The organism is Brevibacillus sp. HB1.2, assembly GCF_013332495.1.
GTDB lineage: Bacteria > Bacillota > Bacilli > Brevibacillales > Brevibacillaceae > Brevibacillus > Brevibacillus porteri.
In genome coordinates this window covers 40,930-53,820 of record NZ_JABMIU010000023.1, presented here as the reverse complement: position 1 = coordinate 53,820, position 12,891 = coordinate 40,930, and the positions used below count along the sequence as shown (strand labels likewise).

The following is a 12,891-nucleotide window of genomic DNA, read 5'->3' as shown; positions in this document are numbered from 1 at the left end:
TGCAACTGGAGCAACTGGAACAACGGGAGCGACTGGGACAACTGGAGTGACGGGGGCAACAGGAGAGACCGGAGTAACTGGAGCGACTGGAACAACTGGAGAAACGGGAACAGCGGGAGCGACCGGAGTCACCGGATCAACAGGAGAGACCGGATCAAGTGGAACGACTGGAGCAACAGGAGAGACCGGAACTACCGGATCAACTGGAGCGACTGGAGCTACCGGATCAAGTGGAACGACTGGAGAAACAGGAGAGACGGGAACCACTGGATCCACCGGAGTAACCGGATCAACCGGAACCACTGGAGCAACAGGAGAGACCGGATCAACAGGATCAACAGGATCAACCGGAGCCACTGGAACCACGGGAGAGACTGGATCAACAGGAGCCACTGGAACCACGGGAGAGACTGGATCAACAGGATCAACAGGATCAACAGGAACAACAGGAACCACCGGATCAACTGGATCAACTGGATCAACTGGATCAACCGGAGAGATCGGACCAACCGGAGCAACGGGAGAGACCGGAGTAACGGGAGCGACCGGAACCAACGGAGCTACAGGATCCACGGGAGCAACTGGAACCACCGGAGCCACTGGAGCCACTGGAGCGACTGGTGTCACCGGATCAACGGGAGAGATCGGAGCTACTGGAGCTACTGGAACCACTGGAGAGACCGGAACGACTGGAACAACCGGAGCCACCGGATCGACTGGAACCACCGGATCAACGGGAGAGACCGGAACCACAGGAGAGCTTGGAACGACCGGAACGACTGGAGCCACGGGAGAGACCGGAGTAACCGGAACTACTGGAGCGACTGGAACGACTGGATCCACTGGAGAGACTGGAGAGACTGGAGAGACTGGAGAGACTGGAGAGACTGGAGAGACTGGAGAGACTGGAACCACCGGAGAGACCGGAGCAACCGGAGCAACCGGGGTAACTGGATCAAGTGGAGAGACCGGACCAACCGGAGCCACGGGAACAACTGGAGAGACGGCAGCCACAGGAACGACTGGAGCCACGGGAGAGACCGGAGTAACCGGAACTACTGGAGCGACTGGAACGACTGGATCCACTGGAGAGACTGGATTAACCGGAGAGACCGGACCAACAGGAGCCACAGGAACGACAGGAACGACAGGAACGACAGGAGCAACGGGAGAGACTGGAGCCACCGGAGCAACTGGAACAACTGGAACAACCGGAACAACCGGAGCCACCGGAACCACCGGAGTGACTGGAGCAACTGGAACTACGGGAGAGACCGGAGTCACTGGAACCACTGGAACCACTGGAACCACTGGAGAGACCGGAGTAACCGGATCAACAGGAGAGACCGGATCCACGGGAGAGACCGGAGTAACCGGAACCACTGGAACAACCGGAACAACCGGAACGACTGGAACGACTGGAACGACTGGAACGACTGGAACGACTGGAGAGACTGGAGTGACTGGAACCACCGGAACGACTGGAGCGACTGGAACGACTGGAACCACCGGAGAGACCGGAGTCACCGGAGAGACCGGAGCAACCGGGGTAACTGGATCAACTGGAACCACCGGACCAACCGGACCAACCGGAGCAACGGGAGCGATTGGAGCAACTGGAGCGACGGGAATAACCGGAGAGATCGGAGCGACTGGAGCCACCGGATCCACTGGAACCACCGGAACCACCGGAACCACGGGAGAGACCGGAACGACTGGAGCCACTGGAGAGACTGGATTAACCGGAGAGACCGGACCAACCGGAGCCACAGGAACGACAGGAGCAACGGGAGAGACCGGAGCAACTGGAGAGATCGGAACCACGGGAGCCACCGGAACCACCGGAACCACCGGAACCACCGGAGAGACTGGAGCAACAGGAACTACGGGAGAGACCGGAGTCACTGGAGAGACTGGATTAACCGGAGAGACCGGACCAACCGGAGCCACGGGAACAACTGGAGAGACGGCAGCCACAGGAGCAACTGGAGCGACTGGAGCGACTGGAACGACTGGAGTGACTGGAACAACCGGAGCGACCGGAGCGACCGGAGCGACAGGAGCAACCGGAGCAACTGGGGGAACTGGAGCAACTGGATCCACTGGAACCACCGGATCAACGGGAGAGACTGGAGCCACGGGAGAGACCGGACCAACAGGAGCCACGGGAACAACTGGAGCCACCGGATCAACGGGAGAGACCGGATCAACCGGAACGACCGGAACGACCGGAACGACCGGAGCCACTGGCACCACCGGATTAACCGGAGCCACAGGAACAACTGGAACAACGGGAGTAACCGGATTAACCGGAGCCACTGGAGCCACGGGAGCCACGGGAACCACCGGAGCAATGGGAGAGACCGGATCAACCGGATCAACCGGAGCCACTGGAACCACGGGAGCGACCGGAGTAACCGGATCCACGGGAACTACCGGAACCACGGGAACCACGGGAGCGACCGGAGCGACCGGATCAACCGGAGCAACCGGGTTAACTGGATCAACCGGAGCGACCGGATCAACGGGAGTCACGGGAACAACAGGAACAACAGGAACAACTGGAACAACTGGAACAACTGGAACAACTGGAACAACTGGAACAACTGGAACAACTGGAACGACTGGAGAGACTGGAGCAACAGGAGCCACTGGAGAGACCGGAGCGACTGGAGCAACTGGATCAACCGGAACGACGGGAACGACTGGGACAACAGGAGCGACTGGAACGACTGGAACGACCGGAACGACTGGAGCGACCGGAGCCACCGGAGCGACCGGAGCCACGGGAACGACTGGAACGACTGGAACGACTGGAACGACCGGAGCCACCGGAGAGACCGGCCCCACAGGAGCGACAGGTACAGTCTTCACCAACATCAACGCCTTCGGGGCCAACACCTCAGGAGCTCTCATAGCAGTAGTCCTAGGAGGAACGAATATCCCTCTACCGAACAACCAGGTGTTAGCAGGTGGCATTACGGTGAATATGGCCAATACGGTATTTACAGTTCCGTCTGCAGGCAACTATTTAATTTCGTATTCCATTAATACAACAGCTGCCTTACTGGTTAGCTCGAGGATCTTGATAAATGGGACTCCATACACGCCAACTATCATCGCACCAGCTGTATCACTTTCATCGTTCAATAATACCGTCATCGCCCCTCTCACCGCTGGAGCCACAATCACGCTGCAACTGTTTGGATTATTGGGATCAGCTACCCTTCTGACAGGGGCTGGAGCGACCTTGACGATTATAAAAATAAGTAATACGTAGTATGCAAAAGGAGCTACGATGACAAGTAGCTCCTTTCCCTTTGCTATTTCTTTTTCGTTAAAATAGTAAAAATATTTAGTTAATTAACGACAATAATAGTATAATAGGTTGGAAGGGGATTTGCCTATTATTCGGAGTGGGGATAGATGCCGATGGATGACTTGGCAGTATATTTGGACGAGCACGAGGCAACGATCGTAAAAGAATTCAAGCGACGAATTGCCGTTTCGGACAGTGATCAATACAAGGGATTGATCCATCTGAATGGGCGAGCACTGTATCGTATGGTTATTGAATATTTTCGTTCGGAAATCACTCTTGAGGATATTAAAGAATTGGCTTACAAGGTCGCATATGAACGAAACCGGGCAGAGACCAACATTGGCGATTTCGTTTCCAACGTGTGCATGGGCCGAGAAATGGTTATCGATCTTCTCCAAAAAGGTCCGTTTACGCCTGCCGCTTTAATGCCTGCCTTATTGAAAATAAACGAATGCTTTGATGTCTTTTTGGTTCACGCTGTTTTCAAATACACCGACCTCAAAGACAACGATTTAGAAGAGAAGAAGCTATTTATCGAGCGTTCTCACAAAGACAGGCTCACGATCCTGGGGCAAATGGCGTCCAGCTTCGTCCATGAATTCCGAAATCCGCTTACTTCCATTATGGGATTCTCTCGTTTGTTGAAAGAAGATTATCCGAATCTCCCTTACGTAGAGATTATTGAAAATGAGCTGCGACAATTGAACTACCGGGTTTCGCAGTTTTTGCTGGTCTCGAAAAAGGGAGCGGTCTATAAGCAAATGGAGGTTTTTAACGTTTGGGAGTTGTTCGATGAGATTCTTTCCTTCCTCTATCCGAATATCGTTGACGTGAATGTGGATATCAAATGCAGTATCGATCCTACCTTTCAACTAAAAGGGTACAAGGATGAGATGAAGCAGGTGTTTATCAACATCATTTCCAATGCGCTGGATGCGTTACATAAAAAAACAGGCGATAAGGAGATTGTCATTGAGGTGTCCCAAACGCCTGACAGGTCCTTGATTACCGTTTCCAACAATGGATCACCAATTCCACCTGACCTGCTCTCGGTTATTTTTGAACCGTTTTTCACAACGAAGGAGCTCGGTACTGGAATTGGCTTATACGTCTGCAAAGAAATCATTGAGCGGCACGGAGGAACGATTGCGTGCGAGTCTACTGATCAGCAGACGAATTTTTCTATGCAGTTCAAGCCCTGCGACACATGTACAAGTGGCTTGATGTCGATGAGCCAGCACATCTAATGCCACAAAAAAAGCGACCTATCCATGAAGGCACGATCATTAACAGACGTGCAGCATGAATAGGTCATTTTTTTGTGAAAAAGCTGTTTATTTGCTAGCGTGAAGCTGCCTGTGTGTTTGTCGTATGGTTTTGGAGATACGCTCCAGTTTGTTTACCAGCCAGACCAGCATGAGCGCCAACAAACAACTGCACCCGATAATGACGAGCAAGTACAGCAGCGAGTACCACGTGTTTTCAAACAGCCAAGCGACCTCGCCGTATTTTTCAAACAGATAATCTTTGAACATGATCAAAAAAGCAGAGTGGAACAAGAAAATAAAATACGTCAGCCCTTTTCGAAACTTGATGTGCAAACGATCGACGCGTTCCAGAAAGAAGACCATGAGCACGAGAAACGACAGAAGCGTGGCGAAGACAAAAGTCAAATGGACAGCCACATACAGCTTGTTTGAGACAACAAAAAACATCGCAGCCGCAGTGGAAACACCCGTCATCAGCGTCAAGATGGAGCGGTTGTTTCGCAAAAAGGAAAGGATCGATTCACGGTACCAATACAACACGTGCCCCATGTACAGGGTAAAAATCCAGCTCGGGAGCATATGACGCGTGGTAAGCCCGAACCAGCCCTGATGGATAAAGTTGATGTACACGTACTGAATACCGAGCAAAATCCAAATGACATACAAAATGTTGCGCTTGGTAATCACACGGCGAAACAGATAAGCAAAAATATAATACTGGCAAATCATAAACACAAAGTACAGATGGTCACCCGTTTTGCCTAAAACAATGTTCGTAAAGTCCTGGGCAGTATGAGGCATCCCTTTTTTCAACAAGTAATGGTACAGGACACCAGATACTAAATAGGGAACAAAAATATACAGAAGTTTCCCTGAAAAAAACTCGCGAGCAGTAGGGCTCTTGGCTTCTAAAGAATAAGCAGTCAAATAACCGGTGGCGATCGTCAACAGGACAGTCCCGTAGCGACTGATCTGATTGAGGGCCACGATCCAAAACGGATCTGTAAAAGAAAGGGCAGAAGCCGTGAAATGACCGACTACAACGAGAAAACTTGAGAAGAGCTGGATGTAAAACAGAGATTTCAAGATTTTTGAATCTGTATACATTTCGATATTCTCCATTTCATCGTTTGTCGGCTGACGTTGTCGCTCAAACAATAAACTGTGAATGGTTTTTATGATAATAAAGTTTTCTTTGATTCGTATTTGGACAGGGGAGGGGAGTTTTTGGAAAGGGAAAAAAGAAAGAAAGCCACACCCGCGCGCGTAGCTTTCGCACGAGTATGGCTTTCATACATTATTTCGGATTCTTTTTCATTTCATCGATGGTCTCACTGACCACAATCGCCAAATCGTCATTGCCAAACAGCGACAATACACCAAGGAGAGTCGCATCAGGAATGTCCTCTGCTTCTTCTTTGGGTACGGTATTGTCCAGCATTTGAGCGAGTAACATATTTTCCCCTTGAGCGGGGTAAGCGCGGCGGTATAATTCGCGTGCATCTAGACCGTGATTCACACACCATTGGGCAAAAACGAGAATCATCATGCCCTCGTCGCGCTGATAGGCTTGAATCACTTGATCTTCCATCTCTTTTCGGTTCATGGGCATACTCCTCTAACATTCGTACGTCATGAATTTATTGTAGAGAAGAGGAAGAATACCCGCAAGAAAAAAGAAAAGAACGACTCAAGAGTTCCGCCTGCTGCTGTGATTGGTTAGGACCGGCAGCATGCGCGTATCTTTTACCATACTAGAATGGCAAAAGGGGCAGCTCGGGCTCTTATCAAAGGAAAAGTTATCTCTCATCCAGCACGTACAGCCCTCATTACTGCACGTCCATACATCTGTTTCCTCTTCTTCGATTGGAACGACTGCTTTTTTTGAGAAATACACATGAACTCCTCCTTTGCAGGGCAAAAGTGCACAAAGTAACCTCTATTAATGTGTGATGGAAAGCGCATGAATATACCAAGATTTTCTTTGCTAGAAGGTAAAAATAAACAGGCCGCGCTTGCATAGCCGCAGCCTCTTTTGTCCATTGCCATCTTTATTGTTCATCGGGAATGAAGATTTGTCCCGTTGCTTCTTGATTCGTGATGGCCAGCAAAATCGCTTTAGACAAGGTATCTGGATGATAAGGCTTGATGAGATAACCGGTTGCTCCCAGATCAAATGCCTTTTTCTTTTCCTCAAAAGCACTGGAGATCACGATCGGAATGGTCCGTAAATCCGGGTTTTTCCGTATTTCCTCAATGACCTTCCAACCACTCTCGCCGTCCTTCAAGATAAGGTCAAGTACGACAGCATCCGGTCGCAGCTCCTCGATTGCAGTTACTGCTTCAGTCGCCGTAGAGAAGGAATTGACACGGAATCCAGAGCTCGTCAACTCATCACGCAACAGCTCGGTTAAGTTCAAATCGTCTTCGATGATCACAACGTTTCCATTGCATTGACTAGTTGGAGAGACTACCTCCTCCGTCCCCGCTAGATAGCTGGGGGACAAATTGTGCTCAGCCAGCGGAAGGGTAACTGTAAATGTACTACCTTTGCCCGATTCGGACGTAACGGCAACTTCACCATGGTGCATATGGACGATCTCCCGAACAATAGCGAGACCCAGTCCTGTCCCGCCGATCTCGCGGCGATCGGAATTATCTACACGGTAAAATTTGGTAAACAAGTGAGGGATAGCTTCGGAAGGAATGCCTAGTCCTTCATCCTGGACCACCACGAGCAAGCGATTCCCATCTTGTCGACAGCTCACCCGGACATGGCCACCATGCGGGGAGTATTTGACGGCATTACTGATCAGATTCATAAATACTTGACGCAGCTTGGCTTGGTCTCCATAAACAACGGTTTGCTCCGTTTGCAAATCGAGTTCAAATCGATGGAGAGGGGACTGGACTCGATAAAGTCCGAAAATATCTCGAATCACTTGATCAATCGCAACATTCTCTGGCTCATACGTCTGTTTGCCGGATTCCATGCGTTGCAAATCCAAGAAATCGTTGATGAGCGCAGTCAGGCGAGTCGCTTCTTGATAAATGGTCGCTATGTATCGCTGTTGACGTTCGGGCTTGAGTTCTTTCGTTAACAGTAGCTCCGCAAAGCCGAGCACACTGGCGAGAGGAGTACGCAGCTCATGGCTGACCGTACTGACGAATTCCGATTTCATTTGGTCGATCTCGTATTCCTTGGTGAAGTCACGGTAAACGAGCAAGGTACTCCATTTCTCTTGGTTCCGGTACAGTGGCTCTGCATAGAGCTGAATATAGCGTACTTGCGGTCCGGTCATCTGAAACACAATACTGCCAGAAGGAATAGCACCTTCGTCTAAAACGACAGATCTGACATACTGAATCAGCCGATCAGGCTCATCGGTTCGACTCTGTAGATGGGAAAGGAACTGTTCCAAGTCAAATCCTTGCGAAGCGAGCTGATGGTCGTAACACAAGAGCTCACAAAAATTCCAGTTCACCTGAAGTGTTTCTCCACTCAGATCAATAAGCTGAATGCCTTCTTGAACAGAATCGAGCATATCCTGCGTCATTTTACGCTGCCGCTCTGTCTCCTCATACATCGCGAGCTTGTCGAGTGCCAAGGAAATCTGCTTGGCGATGCCGATGATGACTTGTAGCTCCTGATTCGTGAATTTTCGACCGATACGGGAGCAGATGATACATGCAACGATTGTCTGCTGGGCATCTAGCACTGGGAGGTAAAGCTCAAATGTTTGTGACATTACCTCCGTGTAGCCGCGCTCAGCGTCAGTGCTTTCACGCATCAGGACATATGGCAGGCCCGTTTCCCTGATTCGTACGAACGGACCATCATCCAATCCATTGCGCAATTGCTCCAGACCATTCTGCGAAACGCCAAAGCTAGCTGCGTCCCTGTCAGTGTTCAACATGACGATAACACCTTTATCGGCATCCATGACTTCAGTTATATTGCGAATGATACTGGACAGTAGCTCGCTTTTATCCAGCGTATTCGACAAAGAGAGGATGAAACGGTTTTTCTTTTCCAAGTACCGTTCGTTTTCCTCCATCTTGCCCAATGCTTCTTGCAACTCTTCTTGCTGCATCATCAGTTCATCCTGCTGGGCTTGCAGCTCTTCGTTTTGCGCCATGAGCACTTCTTCTTTGGCTTGAATTTGCCTGATCAAATAGTCGAGGGAGCGGGAGAGTCTACCGATTTCGTCAATTCTGTTCAAATCCTGCAAAAGAGGTGTACCGCCATTAGCGAACTGTTCAGCATTTTGGGATAGACGAACCAACGGCCTGCCGATATCCCGCGTAGTTTGAATGGTGACTATTACCATGATCACCAGCACCATCAGCGAGTACACGAGAAACCAGGTGCTTAGCTGTGACAACTCTTCGAACAGTAGTTGGTTTTTCGTATATAAAAGCTGATCGTGCTCTTCCTGATACCGCCCGGCGTATTTAAGTAGGTTGTTCACTTCCTGATTCACGCCACTGGCCGAAGCTTTTCGCAGGGATTCAAAGTCTCCGTTCTTTGCATAACTCGAAAAAGTAGGAAACACATTGGCGAAAAAGTTCGTGAAGAAAGATTCGATCGAAGCGACAAGCGCTTGCTCCTCATCATTGAGCGGAAGCTTCTTAAATTTATCCAGCGCTTGTTCCAGCTTCTTTTTCTCAAGAAATAGCTCATTGTACTCAGATGGGCTCAAGAAAGCGTAATAACCCCTTGCGCGAAAAAAGATCTGGTTCGTGTGCTCAGCGATGTCTGCGACCAAATTTTGTTTTTCCTTGGTATTGTATATCTCCGTCTGATAATGGGTTAATGCGTTGCTATTCAAATCTTGAACGATGCCAGCGCCGGCAATCAGCAGTGACAGAAAAAGAAGCATCATCGCCATGAAGCGACGTGTGATGCTTTTTCTGATAAACGCCCAGAACCCCGTCATGCGAGCATTTCCTCCACTTTCCGGACAAGATCCATCGGGCTAAAGGGCTTCGGCATAAAGTCATCGGCACCAGCAGCCCGCATTTTCTCCTGTTCGGCATGTTGACTTTTTGCCGAGAGGATCAGGACCTTCACTGCCTTTTTGTCGTCCATCTGTTTGAGCTGCTGCAATACTTCATAGCCCGTCAGCTTAGGCATCATATAATCTAAAATGATCAAGTCGTACTCATTTTGACCGATTTTTTGCAGGGCTTCCTCTCCATCGCAAACGATATCGAGCTCATGTCCCTCATCCTCGAGCGTGTCGCCAATCAACATACGCAACACGGCCTCGTCTTCGGCCAGCATAATCGTTGCCATCTCACTACCTCCTTACAACATTCGCTTAACCAGTCGCTTGATGCGAGCCTCCAGTTCGCGTGTACGGAATGGCTTGGTCATATAGTCGTCAGCACCGAGCTGAAGGGCACGGACAATGTCTTGCTCTTCTGTACGACCTGTTAGCATAATCACCGTATATTTCTTGGCATTGGGCAAATTCCGGATTTTCTGGAGAACCTCGAGGCCATCCATCTGTGGCATCATCCCGTCTAAAATAACGAGATAGGGTTCGTGTCCCTGATGCCAGGTGGAGTCAAAAAAAGCTGCTCCTTCTTCGTAAGTCTGGATATCGACGTGTATCCAACCGTCAAAACTGGTTTTGATGGAATCGGCAAGCATCACGCGAATCATCGGATCGTCATCAATAATGGCGACCTTCAGTTTTACTTTAGGGGAGTCATGCGTTTCTGTGATTTGAGCGGTTTCAATCCGGCGCCGCCCTGCATTTTTGGCAGCGTACAAAGCAGTGTCCGCAGCTTCTACCCAATACGTATGCGGTTTATGAGGATCTTCTACTTGTACGATTCCACCGGAAAAGCTCAATGAAAACGTTCCTTCAGGAGCTTCGAACGTGAGCGAACAAAAAGCAGAGAGTATCTGCTCTAGGCGCATCTTTCCTGTCTGTACAGTCGTACGCGGCATCAGCAGGATAAATTCCTCTCCGCCGTACCGGAATAATACATCATGTTTTTCGGCGCTCTGCCCGATGAAAGCAGCAAAACGAGTCAGGACCTCGTCGCCAATCAGATGACCGTATGTATCATTGACCCCTTTGAAAAAATCGATATCTAAAAATGCCAGTGAGAAGGGGGTGTTGGTCCGATGGGCATCAGAAAGAAGCCGTTGGTACGTATCAACAAAAGAATTGCGATTGTTGACACCCGTGAGCTCGTCCAAAAACAAGATGCTGTTCATCCAGCGCTTCCGGCGAAGCTGGCGTTCGAGGCGTACGACCAGCTCTTCCATATCAAGCGGTTTGCACATGACGTCATCTGCGCCCAAACGATAGGCATTCAGACGGGTCTCCCGTTCGCAATCGATGCTGATAATGGTCGTAGGCACGTATTGCTTCTTTATTTTTTCGCTAATTGTCTGCATCACTTGGAAGCCGTCCGTTTCCGGGATGTTCAAATCCAGAATGAAGCAGTCAGGGTTCATGTCGTGAAAATAGTCGAGAGCCTTATGAGGATAGACCGTTGCGATGACAGACCAACTGCGTTTTTCTAAATATTCTTTTAGATACATAAGCAGGGTGACGTCATCATCCAGGATGAGGAGCAAAGGCTGTTGCTCACAAGGGGATTCCCGGTGAAGAGTGGGGTTCTCGATAAAAACTTCCTGTTCGGGTCGCTTCTCGCAGCATAAGGTGATCAGCTCTTGCAAAAACGCTCGCCATTCACTCGTTGGCCAATTCTTGGCAGGCATGTCGTCCATTTGTTCCAAGAGAAGCTGAGACAGATCAGACAAGTCGATCAATCCAATCGTCCCGGCGGTCCCCTTTAACGAATGGAGAAAGCGATACAGATCATCATGAGAGACGGGAACCTCCTGGTCGTACCACGTCTCAATCTGTTTATGGATATTCGTAAGAAGCGTATCTCTGTACTTGATCATGTCGTACCGTCCCCCTGTGTTGGGATGGCGCAAGCAGTCGGTCGCTTGCGCCAGTTTGATCAAAACATCTACAATTTGGTATGGTACATGTAGCAGGGAGAAGGAAGGGCTTATTGTTGCAGGGAAAATCCTTCTTCAATCAGATATTGCTCTGCTTCCACGTACGACTCAAAGGAAGCTTCCAGGTTCATTCCGTGGTATACGTTCCACAGCGCGTCTTCCTGTTGCAGCAAGAGCGTGCGGTTTTGCTTGTCGACCCATGTTTGCTCCAATTGTTCAGCTTCACCAGTAGCTTTTGGCGCTGGTTCACGCTTGATAGAGAGGGATTGGATCGAAGCCTCGACTACCTTGCGCAGCTCGTCCGCCGAGAAATCACGGATGTTGACATAGCCCTTGTCGTCTTTTTGGTAGCCCTTCAAAAACGCGGCAAACACAAACCCGTTGCCGTTCGGATGCAGATGATAGACCACGGTCTTTTTGTCATGAAGGCTTTCCTCATAATGAAAATTAACCCGTTTCAGGGAGACGTCATTCCGAGTCAGTTGTGGAAAAGATTCAATAATCGCTAGTTTTTCTTCAAAAGTAAGCATGGATTCCTCCGGTGAGATGGATTTGTTTGTCGATTATATCATAGGTGGGACACAGAACGAAAAAAGGAGAAGGGAAAATGAACGGAAAAAACCGAAAAGATATCGCAGCAGGTCTTGAAGTCGAGATTGTATTGAAACAGGACCAACGCACTGGCAAGCGCACCCGTGGGATCGTCAAGGATATCCTGACGAACTCCAGCACACATCCGCATGGAATCAAGGTTCGTTTGACGGATGGACAAGTAGGGAGAGTGCAAGAAATTATCCAAAAAGGAAAGTAATCTTCTTTACGAAAAAACGGACAGGCCACATGGGCAACTGTCCGTTTTGCTTTTCATGAACGGTTCCTGTTCTGCAAATGTTCGATAGCTGGTACGGCGAAGCAAGCCAGATTCGACGGAAGTGCATCGAGCGAAAACCAACGCATGTCCCCAATCGCCCCGTCTTCCTCTAAATTACGTGCTTCTCCACTCAGGATCGTGACTTCGTAAATGACCGAAACCCAATGCTCGCCATTTTCCGGGCGGATGGTTTCTGCGGTGCATAAGAGGGCCTTTATCTCAACATCGAGATTGACCTCTTCTTTGATTTCACGGATGACACTCGTCTCCAGTTGTTCATAGGGATCAACTTTTCCCCCGGGAATGCTCCACGTATTCTTCTCTGGATCTCTGTTTCGTAAAACCAGTAAAATCTCATTCTTGTCATTTAAGATGACAGCTCCTACGCCCAATCTTGGTATAGCGATAGTAGTCGACATGATTTTCTCCTTCACGA

The 12,891-nt window shown here is 49.5% G+C and carries 11 protein-coding genes; 3 read left to right on the top strand and 8 right to left on the bottom strand.

Features of this window, described 5'->3' with window-relative positions; genetic code table 11:
• Both HPY28_RS28455 and HPY28_RS28450 read left to right on the top strand, forming a co-directional pair.
• The coding region (locus tag HPY28_RS28455; RefSeq protein ID WP_217444919.1) for a BclA C-terminal domain-containing protein at positions 1-3,280 on the top strand (3,280 nt) is incomplete at its 5' end.
• A 146-nt stretch (positions 3,281-3,426) separates the two neighbouring features.
• Entirely contained in the window at positions 3,427-4,569 is a 1,143-nt protein-coding gene (locus HPY28_RS28450; RefSeq protein WP_174231868.1) for a sensor histidine kinase, read from the top strand.
• An 87-nt stretch (positions 4,570-4,656) separates the two neighbouring features.
• Here HPY28_RS28450 and HPY28_RS28445 read toward each other — a convergent pair whose 3' ends face one another.
• The 7 genes from HPY28_RS28445 to HPY28_RS28415 form a co-directional block, all read right to left on the bottom strand.
• Complete coding sequence (locus HPY28_RS28445) at positions 4,657-5,697, bottom strand: acyltransferase family protein (RefSeq protein WP_069852956.1); 1,041 nt, start codon at positions 5,695-5,697, stop codon at positions 4,657-4,659.
• A 190-nt stretch (positions 5,698-5,887) separates the two neighbouring features.
• Positions 5,888-6,196 (bottom strand): hypothetical protein, encoded by a 309-nt coding sequence (locus HPY28_RS28440; protein WP_017251885.1) that lies wholly within the window; start codon positions 6,194-6,196, stop codon positions 5,888-5,890.
• Positions 6,197-6,280: 84 nt separating this feature from the next.
• Positions 6,281-6,487 carry a cold-shock protein gene (locus HPY28_RS28435; RefSeq protein ID WP_017251884.1) on the bottom strand — a complete coding sequence of 69 codons (207 nt, stop codon included), beginning with the start codon at positions 6,485-6,487 and terminating at the stop codon, positions 6,281-6,283.
• A gap of 154 nt (positions 6,488-6,641) precedes the next feature.
• On the bottom strand, positions 6,642-9,530 hold the full coding sequence (locus HPY28_RS28430) for an ATP-binding protein (RefSeq protein WP_174231867.1): 2,889 nt from the start codon (positions 9,528-9,530) through the stop codon (positions 6,642-6,644).
• A complete protein-coding gene (locus HPY28_RS28425) occupies positions 9,527-9,889 on the bottom strand; it encodes a response regulator transcription factor (RefSeq protein WP_174231866.1) in 363 nt (120 codons plus the stop codon). Before HPY28_RS28425 ends, HPY28_RS28430 begins: the two co-directional genes overlap by 4 nt.
• A gap of 12 nt (positions 9,890-9,901) precedes the next feature.
• Positions 9,902-11,524 (bottom strand): GGDEF domain-containing response regulator, encoded by a 1,623-nt coding sequence (locus tag HPY28_RS28420; RefSeq protein WP_017251881.1) that lies wholly within the window; start codon positions 11,522-11,524, stop codon positions 9,902-9,904.
• A 110-nt stretch (positions 11,525-11,634) separates the two neighbouring features.
• Positions 11,635-12,114: a hypothetical protein gene (locus HPY28_RS28415; protein WP_017251880.1), complete on the bottom strand. Its 480-nt coding sequence runs from the start codon at positions 12,112-12,114 to the stop codon at positions 11,635-11,637.
• A 77-nt stretch (positions 12,115-12,191) separates the two neighbouring features.
• Here HPY28_RS28415 and HPY28_RS28410 point away from each other — a divergent pair, with 77 nt between their 5' ends.
• Positions 12,192-12,395, top strand: coding sequence for a YwbE family protein (locus HPY28_RS28410; RefSeq protein WP_017251879.1), 204 nt, complete (start codon positions 12,192-12,194; stop codon positions 12,393-12,395).
• 53 nt (positions 12,396-12,448) lie between these two features.
• On the opposite strand, the gene HPY28_RS28405 is transcribed toward HPY28_RS28410, so the two are convergent.
• The gene (locus HPY28_RS28405; protein WP_026043347.1) at positions 12,449-12,874 is read right to left on the bottom strand and encodes an NUDIX hydrolase; all 426 of its coding nucleotides are present in this window, start codon (positions 12,872-12,874) and stop codon (positions 12,449-12,451) included.
• Positions 12,875-12,891: the final 17 nt, after the last annotated feature.